Source organism: Hafnia sp. CBA7124, from assembly GCF_002355555.1.
In the GTDB taxonomy this organism is placed as follows: Bacteria; Pseudomonadota; Gammaproteobacteria; order Enterobacterales; family Enterobacteriaceae; genus Hafnia; species Hafnia alvei.
Map to the genome: position 1 here is coordinate 3,111,283 of NZ_AP017469.1, position 20,115 is coordinate 3,131,397.

At 46.8% G+C, this 20,115-nt stretch carries 16 protein-coding genes; 11 read left to right on the top strand and 5 right to left on the bottom strand.

Features of this window, described 5'->3' with window-relative positions:
- Positions 1–5: 5 nt before the first annotated feature.
- The 3 genes from napA to napF are packed head-to-tail and all read right to left on the bottom strand — an operon-like array spanning position 6 to position 3,282.
- Positions 6–2,498, bottom strand: coding sequence for a nitrate reductase catalytic subunit NapA (gene napA / locus CPY98_RS14360; protein WP_043494532.1), 2,493 nt, complete (start codon positions 2,496–2,498; stop codon positions 6–8).
- On the bottom strand, positions 2,495–2,761 hold the full coding sequence (gene napD, locus CPY98_RS14365; RefSeq protein WP_025797488.1) for a chaperone NapD: 267 nt from the start codon (positions 2,759–2,761) through the stop codon (positions 2,495–2,497). Before napD ends, napA begins: the two co-directional genes overlap by 4 nt.
- Positions 2,758–3,282 (bottom strand): ferredoxin-type protein NapF, encoded by a 525-nt coding sequence (gene napF / locus CPY98_RS14370; RefSeq protein ID WP_096388186.1) that lies wholly within the window; start codon positions 3,280–3,282, stop codon positions 2,758–2,760. The genes napD and napF overlap by 4 nt, the downstream gene beginning before the upstream one ends.
- A 424-nt stretch (positions 3,283–3,706) precedes the next feature.
- Here napF and narQ point away from each other — a divergent pair, with 424 nt between their 5' ends.
- Positions 3,707–5,389, top strand: a complete 1,683-nt coding sequence (gene narQ, locus CPY98_RS14375) for a nitrate/nitrite two-component system sensor histidine kinase NarQ (protein ID WP_096388187.1) — start codon at positions 3,707–3,709, stop codon at positions 5,387–5,389.
- An 85-nt stretch (positions 5,390–5,474) separates the two neighbouring features.
- Entirely contained in the window at positions 5,475–6,107 is a 633-nt protein-coding gene (narP, locus tag CPY98_RS14380; protein WP_046450236.1) for a nitrate/nitrite response regulator protein NarP, read from the top strand.
- Positions 6,108–6,166: 59 nt separating this feature from the next.
- On the opposite strand, the gene CPY98_RS14385 is transcribed toward narP, so the two are convergent.
- Positions 6,167–6,442 (bottom strand): helix-turn-helix domain-containing protein, encoded by a 276-nt coding sequence (locus CPY98_RS14385; protein WP_025797480.1) that lies wholly within the window; start codon positions 6,440–6,442, stop codon positions 6,167–6,169.
- A 620-nt stretch (positions 6,443–7,062) separates the two neighbouring features.
- On the opposite strand from CPY98_RS14385, the gene CPY98_RS14390 reads away from it, so the two are divergent.
- The 8 genes from CPY98_RS14390 (at position 7,063) to CPY98_RS14425 (ending at position 18,311) form a co-directional block, all read left to right on the top strand.
- Positions 7,063–7,629 (top strand): fimbrial protein, encoded by a 567-nt coding sequence (locus CPY98_RS14390; RefSeq protein ID WP_043494541.1) that lies wholly within the window; start codon positions 7,063–7,065, stop codon positions 7,627–7,629.
- A gap of 126 nt (positions 7,630–7,755) precedes the next feature.
- Entirely contained in the window at positions 7,756–8,448 is a 693-nt protein-coding gene (locus CPY98_RS14395; RefSeq protein ID WP_043494543.1) for a molecular chaperone, read from the top strand.
- Between the two features lie 66 nt (positions 8,449–8,514).
- Positions 8,515–11,031 carry a fimbria/pilus outer membrane usher protein gene (locus tag CPY98_RS14400; protein ID WP_227743314.1) on the top strand — a complete coding sequence of 839 codons (2,517 nt, stop codon included), beginning with the start codon at positions 8,515–8,517 and terminating at the stop codon, positions 11,029–11,031.
- On the top strand, positions 11,021–12,190 hold the full coding sequence (locus CPY98_RS14405) for a fimbrial protein (protein WP_043494548.1): 1,170 nt from the start codon (positions 11,021–11,023) through the stop codon (positions 12,188–12,190). The genes CPY98_RS14400 and CPY98_RS14405 overlap by 11 nt, the downstream gene beginning before the upstream one ends.
- 238 nt (positions 12,191–12,428) lie before the next feature.
- Complete coding sequence (gene acrD, locus CPY98_RS14410) at positions 12,429–15,575, top strand: multidrug efflux RND transporter permease AcrD (RefSeq protein ID WP_096388188.1); 3,147 nt, start codon at positions 12,429–12,431, stop codon at positions 15,573–15,575.
- Between the two features lie 536 nt (positions 15,576–16,111).
- On the top strand, positions 16,112–16,498 hold the full coding sequence (locus tag CPY98_RS14415; protein ID WP_096388189.1) for an ArsC family reductase: 387 nt from the start codon (positions 16,112–16,114) through the stop codon (positions 16,496–16,498).
- A complete protein-coding gene (gene dapE / locus CPY98_RS14420) occupies positions 16,495–17,625 on the top strand; it encodes a succinyl-diaminopimelate desuccinylase (protein WP_043494557.1) in 1,131 nt (376 codons plus the stop codon). The genes CPY98_RS14415 and dapE overlap by 4 nt, the downstream gene beginning before the upstream one ends.
- Positions 17,622–18,311 (top strand): M15 family metallopeptidase, encoded by a 690-nt coding sequence (locus CPY98_RS14425; protein WP_096388190.1) that lies wholly within the window; start codon positions 17,622–17,624, stop codon positions 18,309–18,311. The genes dapE and CPY98_RS14425 overlap by 4 nt, the downstream gene beginning before the upstream one ends.
- 150 nt (positions 18,312–18,461) lie before the next feature.
- On the opposite strand, the gene CPY98_RS14430 is transcribed toward CPY98_RS14425, so the two are convergent.
- Entirely contained in the window at positions 18,462–18,839 is a 378-nt protein-coding gene (locus CPY98_RS14430; protein WP_096388191.1) for a S24 family peptidase, read from the bottom strand.
- Positions 18,840–19,033: 194 nt separating this feature from the next.
- Here CPY98_RS14430 and CPY98_RS14435 point away from each other — a divergent pair, with 194 nt between their 5' ends.
- The gene (locus CPY98_RS14435; RefSeq protein ID WP_231899469.1) at positions 19,034–20,113 is read left to right on the top strand and encodes an acyltransferase family protein; all 1,080 of its coding nucleotides are present in this window, start codon (positions 19,034–19,036) and stop codon (positions 20,111–20,113) included.
- Positions 20,114–20,115 lie beyond the last annotated feature (2 nt).

A 20,115-nucleotide genomic window follows, 5' to 3' on the forward strand; every position in this document is an offset into this window, starting at 1 on the left:
CCTGATTAGGCAGTCACCTTTTCAACTTTTACCGCACATTTTTTGAAGTCAGTTTCTTTAGACAGCGGATCGGTTGCATCCAGCGTCAGGTTATTCACCAACTGAGCGGCATCAAAGAACGGCATATAAACCAGTCCTTGCGGCACACGGTTACGACCACGGGTTTCAACAATAGAAACCAGTTCGCCACGGCGAGAAATCACCTTCACTTTATCGCCACGACGCAGGCCGCGTTGTTTTGCATCCAAAGGATGAATAAACAGCACCGCTTCAGGGAACGCACGGTGCAGTTCAGGCACACGGCGCGTCATCGAACCGGTATGCCAATGCTCCAGCACGCGACCGGTAGAGAGCCACAGGTCGAATTCTTTATCTGGCACTTCAGCCGCTGGCTCAAATGGCAGTGCGAAAATTACCGCTTTGCCGTCTGGTTTGCCGTAGAAACGCACGCTTTCGCCTGCTTTAACAAACGGGTCAAACCCTTCGCGATAGCGCCACAGGGTTTCTTTACCGTTCACCACTGGCCAGCGGATACCGCGCGCTTTGTGATATTCATCGAACGGAGCCAGATCGTGACCATGACCACGGCCAAATGAGGCGTACTCTTCAAACAACCCTTTCTGCACGTAGAACCCAAAATCACGCGATTCATCGTTCAATTGATCGGCAGGGATCTCTTCTAGCTTGAATTTGTTCACGTTGCCGTTGGCATAAAGCACATCAAACAACGTTTTACCCTTCAGCTCTGGCTTACTGTTGATCAGTTCCGCAGGCCAAACCTCTTCTACTTTGAAGCGTTTGGAGAACTCCATCATCTGCCACAGGTCAGATTTCGCCTCACCTGGTGCTTTTACCTGCTGATGCCAGAACTGAGTGCGGCGCTCGGCGTTACCATAAGCCCCCTCTTTTTCCACCCACATGGCAGTTGGCAGAATCAGGTCGGCGGCCAAAGCGCTGACGGTTGGGTACGGATCGGAGACCACGATGAAGTTACGTGGATCACGCCAGCCCGGCATGCGGTCTGCGTTGATGTTTGGCCCAGCCTGCATGTTGTTGTTACACATCACCCAGTAAGCGTTGAGCGTGCCGTCTTTCAGCGCACGGTCTTGCGCCACGGCGTGCAGACCCACTTTTTCTGGAATGGTGCCCGCAGGCAGTTTCCAGGTATTTTCAGCGATCTGGCGATGCTTCTCGTTGGTCACTACCATGTCTGCCGGCAAGCGGTGGGAGAACGTCCCCACTTCACGCGCAGTACCACAGGCTGACGGCTGACCGGTCAGAGAGAATGGACCACAGCCCGGTTTGGAGATTTTGCCGGTCAACAGATGGATGTTGTAGCAGAGGTTATTCGCCCAAACACCGCGCGTGTGTTGGTTGAAGCCCATCGTCCAGTAGGAAACCACTTTGACTTTAGGATCGGCATACAGCTTAGCCAACGATTCCAGAGAATCCTTTGGCACACCGGTCATTTCAGCCGTTTTCTCCAGCGTGTACTCCGCCACGAATGCTTTGTAGTCTTCAAAGCTCATTGGCTCGGAGGCATCGCTGCCCGGATTTTTCGCGGCTTTTTCCAGCGGATCGGTTGGGCGTAAGCCGTAACCGATGTCTGTTGCGCCCTTACGAATATTCACGTGCTGCTTCATGAATTCCTGATCGACCGCATTATTCTGAATAATGTAGTTTGCGATGTAGTTCAGAATCACCAAGTCAGACTGCGGGGTGAAGATAATCGGGTTATCGGCCAGCTCAAAGCTGCGGTGTTCAAAGGTAGAAAGAACCGCCACTTTGACATTTTGGTCGGTCAAACGACGGTTGGTAATGCGCGACCAGAGGATCGGGTGCATTTCCGCCATGTTTGAGCCCCACAGGACGAAAGCATCCGCCTGTTCGATGTCATCGTAGCAGCCCATCGGCTCATCCATACCAAAGGTACGCATAAAGCCAACCACCGCAGACGCCATACAGTGACGCGCATTCGGGTCGATGTTGTTAGAGCGGAAACCTGCCTTGAACAGTTTGGAAGCAGCATAGCCTTCCCAAACGGTCCACTGGCCCGATCCAAACATGCCCACCGACGTTGGGCCTTTTTCTTTCAGAGAAGTTTTAAACTTCTCTTCCATCACGTCGAAGGCCTGATCCCAGGTCACCGGCGTGAATTCGCCCTCTTTGTTGTACTGACCATTCTTCATGCGCAATAAAGGCTGCGTTAGACGGTCTTTTCCGTACATGATTTTTGGCAGGAAATAACCTTTAATGCAGTTTAGGCCACGGTTAACCGGCGCATCTGGATCCCCTTGAGAAGCCACGATGCGACCATTTTGTGTTCCAACCAGCACACCACAACCAGTACCGCAAAAACGGCACGGCGCTTTATCCCACTTAATTTCATCAGCCCCACCGACAACCGCTTGCGCGACGGTCGGAATGGTCAGCCCCGCAGCTGCTGCTGCAGCGGCGACGGCGTTGGCTTTCATGAAGTCTCGACGACTGAGTTTCATGGCGTATCCTCACCTTGCTCATCCTGCTGGTGATAAACCAGCGACACCGCCAGCACACCTGCCACATTGCGCGCTGACTCAATTCTGTCTAGCAATGCGTTTGAATCTTCGCTTTGCATGACAACCACTAACTTGCCTTTTTCTTGTTCTGTCGCTGCCACTTCAGTTTCTGGCATGGCGGCCAGAGCTTCTGCGACGGCGGGTACGGCTTCCGGTTTGGCTTGAACAACCAATCCACATACGTGCCACATCTCATTGCTCATACTTCATTCCTTGCTACCGCGTCGCGCATTTCAGGCCGCGCCGCTGGCGTTATTCGAATAGCATCAATCGGGCAGCCACGAACGCATTCGCCGCAGCCGGTGCATTTATCTAAATCAACCGTGGGTTTTGCAATTCCGCTTAGATGAGGCGCAAAGCGGATAGCATAAGGCTCGCAGGCATCCTGACAGCTGCGGCACTCAATGCCTTTTTGCGTTAGGCAGTTCGTCTGAATTTCTGCCTGAATCGTCCATGGCTGTGTGCGTTCAAGTTCAAAAAGCGGTAACTCGCAGGCATCAGCGCAACGATGGCAGAATGTGCATTCAGCGCGGTGGAAATCGATAGCAGGGAACCCACCATCGCCTGCGATTAATACGCCGGTTTCACACTGTTCAATACAGGAATGGCAACGCGTGCAGCCTGCAATGAAAGCAGGCTCTGGGATTGTCCAAGGTGGACGCTGTGCGCTAGCGGGCTTTCGCCAACGAGCACTAAGTAGATTGCGCCGAGAAAGCGTAGTCATGGATACTCCGGTGACATTGCTCATCCATCCAGATGAAAAACACGTACCAATAAAAATGAAAGATATTGCTGGTCAGCGATATTGTTTTAACTTGTTGTTAGTAATAATTCTTATTTAACTTATGACCAGAAATAGAGGTTTTTTCTAAGCATAAAGTATGCGGATTAAAGGATGAGTTATAATCCCCCTAAATAGGTAATTGTGGGTATCGATTGCGCGAGATCAAACCTTTTGCTGAGTTTTCACGCACTGTATAGACCCTGCGACCATATTTCGTTATTTACTGATTTATATAACGATTGTTTGGGCCCTCTGTTATCAATAAAGAGAACGGTACTAATAACCCATTTATTAAGCACCTGCGCAAAAATGATGATGTCCTACCGCCCTTTTTATCGCTGTCATACGAAATAGGTATATTAGATTGCTCGTAAAACGTTCAGTTACCAGCACCTTGGCTAAAACACTGGCCGCGATTGTGATCCTCTCGGTTCTCTCAACCGGCATCGCACTTGTTACCGTAGCAAGCAGTTTAAACGATGCTGAGGCGGTGAATATCGCAGGCTCGCTGCGCATGCAAAGCTATCGTCTGGCCTATGATTTAACCAATCATCCTGATGATGTTGCTCTGCATCTCGCAGAGTACGAGCAATCGATGCAGGCTCCAGCGTTGAAAAAGCTCGACCGATTTTATGTTCCATCCTCTGTTCGTGAAGAGTATAGACACCTACTGGAAACTTGGCTTTTATTAGACCAGCAGCTTAAAGCGGGTAACAGTGACCAATATCTTGCTCATGTCGCTAGCCATGTCAGCCAAATCGATCATTTCGTCTTGGTACTTCAGCATTATTCTGAGCAAAAAATGCAGCAAGTGGCGGCGATCAGCTTGCTAGGCGTTTTGATGATCATCGGGCTGGTTTGGTTTGCGATCCGCACCACGCGCCGTGAGGTTGTATCTCCGCTGAATAAGCTGCTGAATGCCAGTCAACGTATGCAAAGCGGCTATTTCTCTCCGATGCAGTTGGACGTTAACCTTCCCAACGAAATTGGTGTGTTATCAAAAACTTTCATCAGAATGTCGAGCGAACTTGAAAAGCTTTATCGCTCTCTTGAGGACAAAGTTCAGGAGAAGACAGAGAGTCTGACACAGGCGAATAAATCATTGGGCGTGCTTTTTGATTGCTCTCAGGCACTGACCGTCAGCGAAATCACCCAGCCCAGCTTCGAAAAAGTGCTTAACATCGTGCGTACCAGTGAAGCTTTGGATTTTCTAGAATTAGAAGTTCATGACAGCGGTAATGGTCGTTGGCTATTACACAGTGGGCTACTGGATGACTCAGTTTCCACTTCAGCCATACCGCTGACGCTGGATGGGCATCGGTTAGGGGAATTACGCTGGCCTCAGCATCAGCATCCCCAGCAGCAGCTAATGCAAAATGTCGCTAACATGCTTAGCCGAGGGGTCTATTTCAACCGCGCGCAAAAGCAGCAGGTTCAGCTATTGTTAATGGAAGAACGGGCGACAATTGCGCGCGAGCTGCATGACTCGTTGGCCCAAGCGCTCTCGTTCCTGCGTATCCAGATAACGCTACTCAAACGTTCTATTCCCACCGAGAACACCCAAGCGCAGGCAATCATTCGTGATTTTGATCAAGCGTTGTCTGACGCCTATCGCCAACTGCGTGAATTATTGGCCACTTTTCGCTTAACTATTCAGGAAGCTGATTTGCGTGAGGCCTTACATCAGTTATTAGCGCCATTAAAATTGCAAACTGACGCCGTTATTACGCTAAACTGTGCCCTTTCTTCGCAGTCACTCAACGCTCAGCAGCAAGTTCACGTCTTGCAAATTGTGCGCGAAGCCGTACTCAACGCCATCAAACATGCTCAGGCAAAACACATCGAAATACGCTGTCACTACGGGCCAGAAGGCGAAAGCGTGATTAGTATTCAAGATGACGGCATTGGGATAGCCAGCCTTGAAGAGCCCGATGGACACTACGGTCTAACAATTATGGCCGAGCGAGCGACGCGACTGGGTGGTGAACTCACCATCCGTACGGTAGTTCCAGCAGGTACAGAGGTCTCGTTGATTTTTCACCACTGAAGATCAACGGCAACTCGTAATTAATTAAAATTTAAGGTAGTAGGCGACGGATAACTGCCATCTATTATTTATTTCGGAGCATTTTATGGGAAATGAAAGCTACGCAGTCATGATCGTGGACGATCATCCGCTTATGCGCCGCGGAATTAGTCAGTTACTTGAACTCGATCCAGCCTTTAATGTGGTTGCAGAAGCCAGCAGCGGCAGCGAAGCGATAGCATTAGCCAGTCGCGCACAACCCGACGTGATCTTATTAGATCTCAATATGAAAGGGCTATCAGGCTTAGATACGCTGAAAGCACTGCGTAACGAAGGCGTTGATGCACGCATCATTATTCTCACCGTTTCAGATTCACGCAGCGATGTCTATGCGTTGGTTGATGCCGGCGCTGATGGTTATTTACTGAAGGATAGCGAGCCAGAAACGCTGTTATCACAGATCCATCAGGCAGCAAGTGGTAAAAACGTCTTTAGTGACATCATCAGCGAATACTTAGCATCACGCACTGAGTTAACCGACCCATTTGCCGATCTGACTGAGCGCGAACTCGATGTACTGCAGGAAGTGGCGCGTGGTCTGTCTAATAAGCAAATCGCTTCACAGCTGCATATTTCCGAAGAGACGGTAAAAGTGCATATCCGCAACCTACTGCGCAAGCTCAACGTACGCTCGCGCGTGGCTGCAACCGTTTTGTACTTAGAGCACAAAAACCAATAATACCGACAATGAGCGATGACCAAAAGGTTGTCGCTCACCCTTCTCAACGAATCCATGAATTAAATCGCTGCCAGCAGTTGTTCAGCATGCTTTTTAACCCACATTTCGTTTAGCGGCCCCCAACTTTTTAACTGATAGTAACCGTCGTTGTTACGTACACCTTCTTGAACAAAATCCAGTTCAACGCCCATTCCCGGCAACGCTTTGATCACATCCTGTAAGGTTCTACGCGGCCAGCCTGTCACCTGTATAAGGTGAGGAACATTCGGCTTCTCCAGATGGCTAATCAGCCAACAGAGATATAAACGTCGCGCAAACACGGGGTTAAAGTCCATTTGTTCTCCTAATTTACCCACCAGTGGCAGAAGTTTGAGCCCTAGGTGATTAATGACACAGATATTGTAGGTAATTTCGCAAGAAAGAAAAGGAAGCAAGACAGAAATCAACGGTCTTGCGATGTAACGCTCCCGAAGAAATAGTGAAATACTAGGCTATTATTAATTACTCTGTAATATTGTTTATTATTTAAATCATATTTAATAGAAATTTATTTCCACGCAACTTAGCCAACCAAAAGATCAGTTCATTAAATACATTAATATCATTTCATTATAAAATATGATCGTTAATGATAAAAATCGCACGCTCGGTGCAAAAATAGACAATTATTCAATTGATATGAATATTTTTGCCTAAAAAATATTCATAAGCCATTGTTGCTATATTGTCCAAAATGAATTACAAAGAGCATCCAACAGCATTGCTTATATATTTAATAACTTCAGTTCCAAGTAAGCATTCATCATTAACTACATTGTACTAAAAACAGCTCTATTTTAATGAGAAAGGCGCACGCATACACGATAATAAAATTGATATATTTCACGATTTGATTGCATTATTTTTATTGATTTTAAATATGTCATTCAACTAACTTATTACGGAGAATAATATAGTGAAACGGAATCTAATTGTCGCCATTATGGCCCTCTCATCTACAACTGCATTTTCCGCAGAGATGAATGCGGGGAAAATACATTTTACCGGCGAAATCATTGAACCAAGCTGCACTATCGTAGGCGATAACGGGACAGACGCTACGGTTCCACTAGGAACCTACCCAACTTCGCTTTTCACTGACCCAGGGATAGAGACCGATCTCGTGCCTCTGACTATCACTCTCAAGAATTGTCCTTTAAAAAGTGATGGACTTCCCGACATTCAACTGACCTTTACGGGCACCACCTCATTAACAGGTTCTAATACCTTATTAGACGTCAGCAAAATAACCACCAACGGCACAACCGCTGCAACAGGTGTTGGGATTGCCCTGAGCCCCGATGGAGCGCCCACAACACATCTTAAATTTGATGGTTCTGAAGGACAGGTCTACATACCATTAGCGTCGAATACATCAGACACTATCAGTGCATCATTTAACGCTCGCTATATATCCTTCACTAAACCTGTCACCGCAGGCCCTGCGGATGCCGATTTAACGGTGAATATTCTTTATCGTTAATTTTTATTATTTCATCCGGCGTGTTACTAGCAGTTTCACTATTACACGCCGATAGATCAAATATAAGTAAATCAGATTCAGTGTGGGTTTTTACACGATGATTTTCACTTATTAAAGGGTTTTTATATGAGAATTATCGTGCTGAAGGTTTGCTCTGTTATTTTTGCTTTTAACACTTTTAGCCATGCAGCCGGAATTCAAATAGGGCGAACACGCGTTATTTATGACGCTAATAAGAAAGAGGTTGCTCTCTCTCTGACAAATACAGAAAAAGAGCTACCATGGCTCATTCAGTCATGGATTGATACCGGTGATGGAAAAACGCGCGGCCCCTTCATTGTGACCCCACCGCTTTTCAGGCTCGAGCCGCAAAAAGAGCAAAACCTACGTATCACGTGGTCCGGCCAAGCATTACCTACCGACCGAGAATCTTTGTTTTATATGAATGTGCGCACTATTCCCGCAATGAAAAAAAGTGACGATAAGAAGAATGTTCTTCGGTTGATATATAAAACACACTTGAAATTATTTTGGCGCCCATCAGGGCTAAATGGCACGCCTATTGACGCCTGTAAGAATCTAAAATTTAGCCGACAGGCAAACCAGTTGCATATTACCAACAATGGCAGCTACTACAGCGTTTTCGATATATTAAAATTGAATACAACATCAATAAAAAATGCCGAAATGGTGGCACCAAAATCAACTGCGCAATTTCTGCTTCCCGATACGGTTAATGGTTCGAACGTGACATGGCGCTGTATTACCGACTACGGCAATGCGTCAGATGAATTTACATCCAGTTTAACTCAGGACTAATGGTGCTTAATGGCTGCTAACGGATTGCGCCTGAACTTCCCCCGCTCTATTCGGCGATCCCATCCAATGTTAAGAACCTTAAGCGGTCTGCTTATGGTTGCCATGGGTAACGTCAACGCACAAGAATTTTACTTTGCGCCCTCCTCACTTGAGGGAGATGAATTATCACAGCAGGATATCGATTTATCGCTATTTTCAAAAGAAAATGGCCAGTTACCCGGCACCTATCAGACGAAAATAAATATTAATAAACAGAATGTCGATGAGGAATCAATCATCTACATTAGCAGCAAAAGTGGTGCACTACTGCCACAGCTGACCCCCCTACAGCTACGAAAATGGGGCGTGCGCGTAGATGCCTACCCAGAACTGACTAAACTCACCGAAAACGAACCACTGCACAAACCTATTGGCGACTACATTCCTTTTGCCTCGGCTGCGTTCGATTTTAATGCCATGACATTGCGCATCAGTATGCCGCAGGCGGCCATTGATGAGCATCATAATGAAAATATCGACCCTTCACGCTGGAATGACGGCGTGCCCGTAATGTTTGCCGACTATTCATTCTCTGGCTCACGGCGTGAAAATGCAGGAAGCGACAACAACAACGGCAGCAATAATAGCCAATACCTTAATCTACGCAGCGGAGCGAACCTCGGCGGATGGCGTCTACGTAACTATTCAACCTGGCGACAATCCGGCAATTCACAGTCTTGGCAGACGATTAATACTTGGCTCCAGCACGACATTCATCAACTAGAAGCGCAGTTTATTGCGGGTGAAAACAGTACGCGAGGTGATGTTTTTGATAGCTTACAGTTTCGTGGAATCAACGTTGCTTCTGACGATCAAATGCTGCCCTATAACCAGCGCGGCTTTGCGCCAATCATTCGTGGCATAGCCAGCTCTAACGCTGAAGTTTCAATACGGCAAAACGGCTACGTTATTTATCAAGCCAACGTGGCTCCGGGTGCTTTTGAAATTAGGGATTTGTACTCGACCACCAACAGCGCCGACCTTGAGATCACCGTCAAAGAAGCCGATGGAACCGAGCATCGTTTCACTCAGCCCTACTCCAGCGTGGCTGTTATGCAACGTCCGGGCAATATTCGCTACGAAATGACGCTCGCCCGCTACCGTGCGGATGATAATCAGGCATCTAATGAACCGTTATTTGCTCAAGGCAGCGCGATTTATGGCCTTAATAATTATTTCACTCTTTTCGGTGGCTCCACCCTCTCGTCAGACTATCAGGCTTTTGACGGCGGTATTGGCGTAGTTCTAGGCGACTTAGGTTCAGTGTCAACCGATGTAACGTGGGCGCGTGCACGCTTGGATAATGGCGAGCAGCACGATGGGCAGTCTTGGCGCTTGATGTATACCAAGAAGATAGAGACCACCGACACTAACTTTTCGCTGGCGAGCTATCGCTATTCCACAAGTGGTTACTATAACTTTGCCGATGCTAATGAAAAATATGATGACAGCGATGACAACATCGACTGGTCGCACCGTTACAATAAACGCAGTCGAGTTCAGTTAAATATTAATCAGACCGTACTAGATAGCAGTATATACATTTCTGCTTATCAACAAGATTATTGGCAGACCAGCCATAAGGAACGCAGCATTTCGTCAGGCATCAACCGGACAATAGGCGACATCAGCGTTAACCTTGCGTACACCTATAGCAAAACTAGCGATGACTCGACCGATCAGATGCTGTCGCTCAGCTTTAGCGTCCCGTTATCACGCTGGCTACCCAAAAGCTGGGCCAGCTATAATCTCAGCAGCAGCAAACAAGGCGACACCAGCCATAGCGTTGGGCTAAATGGCACCTTGCTGGATGATGACCGACTGAGCTACTCATTACAACAAAGTCATACCAATCATGGTGGTACTGACAATAGTAGTATCTATGGCAGCTATCGATCGCAATACGCTAATTTGAATGCGGGTTATTACTATGCCTCCGACAGCTCTCGACAGCTAACCTACGGCGTGAGCGGAGCCGTTGTCGCTCATCCTGCGGGTGTCACGCTCTCTCAACCGCTAGGCGATCAATTTGCAATTGTTAGCGCGAAAGGCGCATCCGGCGTACGTTTCACCAACCAGCGTGGCGTCCAAACCGACTACTTTGGCAATGCCATCATCCCTTCTCTAACGCCTTACCAAGAAAACACTATTTATATCGACACCACCAGCCTGCCAGACGATGTCGATACAGATGAAACGACGATGACGGTTATTCCCAGCCGTAGTGCTGCGGTCAGCACGCAATTTACAGCGCATGTGGGTTATCGCGCGCTGATCTCATTAACTCGACCTGATGGCCGCATTATTCCCTTTGGCGCAGTGGCCAGCGTCGACGGGTTAACGCTGGGTGGCATCGTGGATGACCGCGGCGTGTTATATCTCTCTGGCGTGAGTGAAAACGTGCCGTTAACGGTGACATGGGGCAGCTCAGCAGAACAGCGCTGCCACGCCAGTGCCACGCTATCCCCCTCTTCTGACTCGGCCCCTAACGGTATCCGCCAGACCAGCGCACTCTGCAAGCCGGAGGCAAATCATGCAGAATAAAACCCCAACTAGCCGCATGTACCTTGTGCGAATGAAGAACGTACTTGTGCTATTTGCACTTTTCCCTCTGTTTGCTCAGGCAGCAACCACCGTATTGCAAGGATGCTTCTCCACGCTTGCCGATTACGCCATTAACATCAACACCGAAATGCCGGCTGCGCAAAACCGGAATGGAAACACGATTAATATTAATGATCACCTCATTGGCGATGGGCCATCGGTAACCGCCAATTGTGCTTGTCCAAAGAACCTTTACTCTAACACTGTCATTTATGAAACTACGGCGGCTGGTAGCCCGCTCCCTCCAGGACGAAATGGCTATGGCTATTTAACCGATCATCTCGATGTCGACATTACAGGCTATACGAATTCAATAAATTCCCCCGACGGTAGCGGCCTGCAGCCCATTAGTATCAGTACTTACCCAACGCCATTCTCGAGTATGAGTAAAGTTAATGACCCATTTCTAAAACCGACAGAAGGTACTGACGACGTTTGCAGTGACTCAACCCGACCTACCAGTGGAAGTACAACGAAAAGAGGTTTCAAATGGAATATCATCGCCCTTAGCATTTACGTTAAAACGGCGATTTTAGGCGAAGAGATTATTCCATCCACTATTGTTGCCCAAAACTACTCGTGTCTCGCCATGGGAAACTATTGCTCTCTCAGTGATACCAAACAGGTCTCCAATATTAGAATCGCAGGCAAAATCACTGCACCACTCACCTGTACGATTAATGCAGGCAGCACGATTGAGGTTGAATTAGGCAATATTGTGACTTCCCAATTTGTTTCCCAAGGACAGCCACCGGCGAGCTACACGCTAAAAAACGTTGATATTTCTTACCACTGCGACGATCCTGCAGCCGCTAACTCAGGGAAAATCAAATTTAGCCTCAGCGCCGATCAAGGTGTTTTACCAGACAGCAATAACCTTATTGCCCGCATGCTTAATCGCAACGACGTTGGCGTGCGTATGTATGATAAAAGTGGTAATGATATTGTATTAGATGGTTCGCTTGATTTACCCGTTACACTAGACACACAGGGAAATGGCAAGATCAGCATGGACGCAGCACCGGTTAGTACCACCTCAAATCGCCCACAGCCTGGAAAATTTGAAGGCAACATGACGGTCAAAATGGAACTACGCTAAACGTCACCGTCCTGCTTCGGTAGGACGGCACTATATTTTTGTATGAATTTTACGCAAACATACAGTCAAAAAGGTCAACTGTACTAAATTCATACGGCGTGAAAAAATATTTACCATTTCTCCTTTTTTTCTCCACGTTTTGAACTCGCCAACAGGATAAAGTGCGTTAGCATGGATCGGTTTACGTCTAGACTTCCACTTTCAAGCATAAGAGTAAGCGTTATGAGGGTATTCACCCGTGGCTAATTTCTTTATCGATCGCCCAATTTTTGCCTGGGTTATCGCCATTATTATCAGCCTGACCGGGTTGTTAGCAATTAACTCACTGCCCGTTGAGCAGTACCCTAATCTTGCGCCACCGACGGTGCGTATCAGCGCATCGTATCCTGGTGCGTCAGCCCAAACGCTTGAAAATACCGTTACCCAGATCATTGAACAGAATATGACGGGATTGGACGGCTTGCTCTACATGTCCTCCCAAAGCAGTAGCACCGGCAGTGCCACAATCACGCTGACATTTCAGGCGGGCATAAACCCTAATGAAGCCATGCAGCAGGTTCAAAATCAGCTACAGGGCGCCACGCGTAAACTGCCGCAAGACGTACAGCAACAAGGGATCACGGTTTCAAAATCAGGTGATAACAGCCTGATGACCGTTGCGTTTGTATCAACCGACCACAGCATGACGCGACAGGATATTGCCGATTACGTTGCCAGCAACCTGCAGGATCCTATCAGCCGTATCGACGGCGTTGGCAGCGTTGATGCCTTCGGCTCTCAGTACGCAATGCGTATCTGGCTCGATCCGAACAAACTTAATAGCTATAACCTCACCAGCCAAAATGTGGTGAATGCGATTGAAACCCAGAACAACCAAATCGCCGTTGGGCAGGTTGGTGGCACACCGTCGGTGAATGGTCAGGCGCTGAACGCCACCATGAATGCTCAAGCCCAGTTGCAAACGCCGGAACAGTTCCGCGATATCACGCTCAGAGTCAACGCAGATGGTTCTTACGTTACCTTAGGTGACGTTGCTACCGTAGAACTCGGGGCTGAAAACTATGACTATTTGAGCCGTTACAACGGAATGCCCGCCTCAGGGATGAGCATCAAACTCGCTTCTGGCGCTAATGAATTAGCCACCGACAAGCTGGTTAAAGCTAAGCTCGGCGAGCTAGAACAGTATTTCCCTCATGGGTTAAAAGTCGAATACGCTTACGAAACCACACCGTTTGTACAAGCATCGATCAAAGACGTCGTGAAAACGCTGTTTGAAGCGATTTTCCTCGTCTTCTTGGTTATGTATCTGTTCCTGCAAAATTTCCGCGCTACCTTGATCCCAACCATCGCCGTCCCCGTCGTTTTACTGGGTACGTATGCGGTGCTTTACGCCTTTGGTTACAGTATCAATACGCTCACGATGTTTGCCATGGTGCTCGCCATCGGATTACTGGTTGATGATGCGATAGTCGTTGTCGAAAACGTCGAACGCGTCATGGCCGAAGAAGGCCTATCCCCTAGGGAAGCAACGCGAAAATCCATGGCACAGATCCAGAGTGCGCTGGTTGGTATTGCACTGGTGCTGTCTGCGGTATTTGTACCCATGGCCTTTTTTGGTGGCACCACTGGCGCTATTTACCGCCAGTTCTCCATCACCATCGTTTCCGCGATGGTTTTCTCTGTTTTAGTTGCGCTTATTCTTACTCCTGCACTGTGTTCGACGCTGCTTAAACCGATTAAACAAGGTCAAATTCATACCAAACGAGGCTTCTTTGGCTGGTTTAACCGCGTATTCGATCGCAGCACTCGTCAATATGAAAATGGTGTTGCTCGCGTCGTTCGCAACAGCGGTAAAACCATGCTGCTGTATCTACTGATTATTGTTGGTCTAGCGCTCGCCTTCACTCGCTTGCCAACGTCATTCTTACCGCTCGAGGACCGTGGGGTCTTCATGACCCAGATCCAGTTACCCGTGGGTTCAACCCAGCAGCAGACGCTCAAAGTGGTCGAAAAAGTTGAGAACTATCTGTTGCAGGATGAAAAGAAAAACGTTGTTTCCGTCTTCTCAATTATTGGCTCTGGGCCTGGGGGTAATGGTCAGAACGTGGCGCGTATGTTTGTGCGATTAAAGCATTGGGACGAGCGTACTGGGCCTGATGATACGTCGTTTGCCATTATTGATCGCGCAACAACGGCATTTGGTAAAATTAAAGAAGCAAGAGTGTTTGCCAGCAGCCCGCCAGCGATCTCCGGTTTAGGCAACTCTGCCGGTTTTGATATGGAACTGGAAGACCATGCGGGCCTCGGCCATGCAGAACTGATGAAGGCACGTGATACGCTGTTAGCTGCTGCTGCGAAAGAGCCCCTCTTGACGCGTGTACGTCACAACGGTTTGGATGACAGTCCGCAACTGCAGGTTAATATTGATCAACGTAAAGCGCAGGCGCTTGGCGTCGATATTGACGATATCAATAGCACCTTAAAAACGGCGTGGGGTTCGACCTACGTCAACGATTTCATCGACCGAGGCCGCGTTAAAAAAGTGTATGTTCAGGGGGCAGCACCTTATCGTATGCTGCCAGATGATATTTACCGTTGGTACGTGAATAACAGCAGTGGTGCAATGGTGCCATTCTCCGCTTTTGCCGACAGTAAATGGACATACGGTTCACCACGACTCGAACGCTATAACGGTAACGCAGCGCTGGAAATCGTTGGGGAAGCGGCTACAGGTGTGAGTACCGGTACGGCGATGGATATTATGGAGCGCCTTGTCAGCCAGTTGCCAAATGGTATCGGTTTGGAATGGACGGGGATGTCTTACCAGGAACGCCTCTCCGGCGCGCAAGCACCGGCGCTTTACGCCATTTCATTGCTGGTGGTATTCCTGTGTCTGGCTGCATTATACGAAAGTTGGTCGATTCCCTTCTCCGTTATGCTGGTGGTACCTTTGGGCGTATTGGGTGCGGTATGCGCGACGTGGATACGTGGTCTGGAGAACGATGTTTACTTCCAAGTCGGTTTACTTACCATCATTGGACTTTCAGCGAAAAACGCGATCTTAATTGTTGAATTCGCCAACGAGCTACATCGTTCCGGCAAAGATTTATTGGAAGCTACACTGGAAGCTTGTCGGCTGCGACTACGCCCAATTCTGATGACCTCATTAGCATTTATCTTTGGCGTATTGCCAATGGCAATCAGTCACGGCGCCGGTTCGGGGAGCCAGCATGCTGTCGGTACGGGCGTATTAGGAGGGATGTTCACCGCCACCTTCCTAGCCATTTTCTTCGTACCGGTATTCTTCATTTTGGTTCGTCGCCGTTTTCCAGGAAAAACCGCGTCAGCAATTGAACCCGAAGAAATCATCCCGCCGAATGAATAGCCACAAATGAGAAAAAGGCAGCCGCTTGGCTGCCTTTTTTATGGGTGATGACCCTTGGTGTTTGGCTTATCACAAAGTTATTAATGATATGGCTTAAAACGATCTCTTCATTGCCGACTGCTTCAAACTCACTACCGATAACTAGCTACTGCCCGACCAGTTTCAGAATTACTGGTGCTTGTTTTGCAACATGGCGTCAATAAACGCTTTCCAGTTGCTCAGTTCTGTATCAATCATATTTACGTCTTTTGTGGCCTACATAATTTAGTACCCGCCCATGATAACCTTTTAGAGACCAGCGGTGAATAATTGACCTATTCGATATTTCTATCAATTTGACGCCTAGCAGCCGCAATTAAGGTAAGCACACCGTTCAAATTGACATAGTCGGAGCACTCTTAGGGCTAACACTCTGGATCGAGAGCTCTTTTTCACGCATTATGTGTTAAATAATTTAACAACATCAGCGCATCCCGATCTGCATAGTCATAAAATAATTTGCCAGATCGTGAGCTAAAACACAGGGACTCTGCCGTATGACAGCACTCTCAGAAAATACGTCTCTTTACCTTTACGGTATTAAAAACTGCGATACGATCAAAAAAGCTAAAAAGTGGCTGGAAGAACAGCAGATTGCCTATCAATTCCACGATTACCGTGCCGACGGCCTAGATGAGGAACTGTTACGCACCTTTATTGAGCAGTTAGGTTGGGAGTCACTGCTTAATACCCGTGGCACAACATGGCGTAAACTCAATGAGTCTGTACGCCAAAGTATCAATAATGCTGATTCAGCTGCTGAATTAATGCTGGCTCAGCCCGCAATCATCAAGCGCCCACTGCTCGCCCATAATCACCGCATGCTGCTGGGATTTAATCCTGATCAATACACACAATTTTTAGCTGAGGAGAAAATACGATGACCTGCCCTGTTCTTGAGCTCACTCAGCAACTCATAAAATGCCGTTCCGTTAGCCCTGAAGATGCGGGCTGCCAAGATTTGTTAATTGACCGCCTCAAAGCGGTCGGTTTTACCATTGAAGACATGACCTTTGGCGACACCCGGAACTTCTGGGCCTACCGCGGCGGTAACGGCCCCACACTGGCCTTCGCCGGTCATACCGACGTGGTTCCAAGCGGCGATGAATCTAAATGGACGAATCCGCCCTATGAACCTACCTTACGCGACGGCATGATCTATGGTCGAGGCGCTGCTGACATGAAAGGTTCATTGGCAGCGATGGTGGTTGCAGCTGAGCGTTTTGTCGAAGCCAATCCAGATCATCAAGGCCGACTCGCCTTTTTGATCACTTCAGATGAAGAAGCCAGTGCGGTAAACGGCACGGTAAAAGTGGTTGAGCAACTGACAGCAAGAAAGGAAAAAGTCGAATATTGCTTGGTCGGCGAGCCATCCAGCACCGAAAGAGTGGGTGACGTCGTCAAAAATGGCCGTCGTGGCTCAATGACTGCGAACCTCTATATTCACGGCATTCAAGGTCATGTCGCCTACCCGCACCTAGCTGATAACCCGATTCATAAAGCCGCACCTATGCTTCACGAACTCGTGAATGAAATCTGGGATGAGGGCAACGAATTTTTCCCACCGACCAGCATGCAAATTGCCAATATGGCGGCAGGAACGGGAAGTAACAACGTGATCCCCGGTGAACTTTATGTACAGTTTAATTTCCGTTTCAGCACCGAATCGACGGTAGAATCAATTAAGGCTCGTGTAAAAGACCTGCTAGATCGCCATCAGTTAAATTATAAATTAGAATGGAATGTATCAGGGTTACCTTTCTTGACCCCACGTGGCCATCTGGTCGATGCCGTCATTAATGCCATTGAGCACTATGGGGAAATAACGCCTCAGTTGCTGACTACCGGCGGCACTTCTGATGGGCGCTTTATCGCGCAGATGGGCACTCAAGTGGTTGAACTGGGGCCAGTCAATGCCACTATTCATAAAATTGATGAATGTGTTCATGCCGCTGACCTACAATTACTCAGCCGTATGTACCAAAGAATCATGGAGCAACTCATCGTATGATGACGATGGCAATGCTGACCGGACAAAGCACAGAGCATCTTGCGGTGCTCTGTGGTCATCATCGTTTACAACCTGAGGCCATTGAGGCTTTTCAGGCATTACAACGTGCGGCAAAAAATGCGGGATTTAATTTACAGCCCGCAAGCACGTTTAGAGATTTCGCTCGCCAGCAGACTATTTGGAATGCCAAGTTTGAAGGTGAGCGTGCCGTTCTAGATGAAAATAGCCAGCCGATAGACATCAGTACGCTAACCAAAGGAGAGCTGTGCTGCGCCATTTTACGCTGGTCTGCGCTGCCCGGAGCTAGCCGGCACCATTGGGGAACCGATCTTGATATCTACGATCCCGATCTTCTACCTGAGGGTAAAAAACTTCAGCTAGAGCCATGGGAATATCTTGAGGGTGGATATTTCTCTGCCTTGAGCCAATGGCTAACAGATAATATGGAACAGTTTGGTTTCTATCGCCCATTTAGTGATGAAGAACAAGGCGTTGCAGTAGAGCCGTGGCATCTCAGTTATCGGCCACTATCAAGGTTAGCAGAACATCAACTTACTGAAGATGTACTTAAAAATGCCTGGCAAGGGCAGCATATTGCCGGTTCAGATTGGCTAATCCCTCATCTGTCCGACGTTTTTTCTCGTTTTATTACCGTAAAAGACAGGGGGCAACCATGCAATGGTTAGCCGCCACAAAAAAAGAATTAACTTATTTATCAATGATATGAAAACAAATTAGTTCAATAAACACACTACAATTCACCACAAAACACTACATTTCAGGTCAATATACATCAATAACTTAGATGCTCATTTTGACCTGAAATTCTCCACTCATCACATACACGGATTGTCATCGAACTCGCTCATCGACATGTCATTGACGACATACGTCACCACCCCGAATATCTCAAATCCTGTTTCTTCATCTGCGAACGTCACATCATCATAATTTTCCAGCTTCGCTAAGCAAGGCACAGGCATCGTTAGCAACCGACGCAATACGAACTCTCCGCAGAGTGCCGCAACTACCACACTTCCGTGGACTGGTCGTTTCGAGCTATCGATGACCAGTAGCGCATCTTTGAGCACACCGGCGCTCGGACAATGATCTGGACACTTCATGAAGTATGTTGCATGCGGTGTTTTAATATATAGCTCGTCAAGGCTTAAAGGTTTGTCTGTGTAGTCTGCTGCGGGGGATGGAAAGCCCATATGTCACCTATAAAAAACACTGTTTATGCATACAGTATATTTATGGTGTAGGCGGTTGTTAAGAGAGCAGACGTCAGATTAGTTCAGAAATCATCTTCGGTGCTTGCGTGTGATCTGATTCTGCCGTTCTATTCATTCAACAACACCACCTGATGATGTTATACTCCTCTAAACACTACAATTATTTTGATGACATGAAGATTACCCCCACTCAATCTCTATCACTAAGTTATGTGCAGGCAATAGGAATTTCTTTTGTTGTCATAGGGCACTTGTCGATAACTTTATTTGATCTATTCAAGCCATATGTTTTTCATATGCCACTGTTCTTTTTCCTCGGAGGAGTTCTTTATAAGGATAGAGCTGCATTCAAGTCAGTATTAAAAATATTAAAGAAACATATTCCTTATATAATTTACACATATATTATAATTTCAATTATAGCTATATATCTCAGTAACAAGTTTGGATTTTATGTTGGAACTATTTACGAACCAACAATAGGAGAAACAATAAAAACCATTTTTAAAAGAAACTTCAATAATAATAGCTTTTTCCTTGTTGCTTGGTTTTTATTTGCATACGTACTTGTTTCAGTTTTAATGACATTTATACTAAAGATTAAAAGCAATTCAATACTTTTTATTTTTTCATTATTATCTGGGTATTACGGAATGACATTCCTATCATTGGAATACATCCACAGTGATAATCAAGTATTTAATTTGGCGTCTCAGGTATCTGTTGGCAGTATGTACTATGTTTTAGGGCATTTATTCAAAGATGCATATCTAAAAATGAAGTCCCCTTACATAATCCTAATTTCATTTATTATTCTTGTATCAATAAATAATGTAACACCAATAATACCTATAGGTATGGCTTGGAGTAAATATGGAATGAGTTTCTATTTGCATCTAATTACATCAATGCTATGCATAACTACCATTTTTGTTATATCAAATATCGTGGCGGAATACTACAAAGAGCTGTCACTTGTTAAGTTAATAGGCGGTTACAGCAAGTCAATAATGAGTTATCATTTATTAGCTTTTTTATTGGTAGATTTTGTTTTTTATTATCTAGGAATGTATGATATAAAAAACAGTAGTGGTACAAAACATTATGCCAACAAGCAATTCTTCACGTTATATTTTATGGCTGGTTTGTTTATTCCGGTATTGGCAACATACATGATCAATAGTTCTATTAATAGAATGAAGATAAAATATCAAAGCACAATTGCGTCGTTCAATAGCCATCAGGATATTTGATT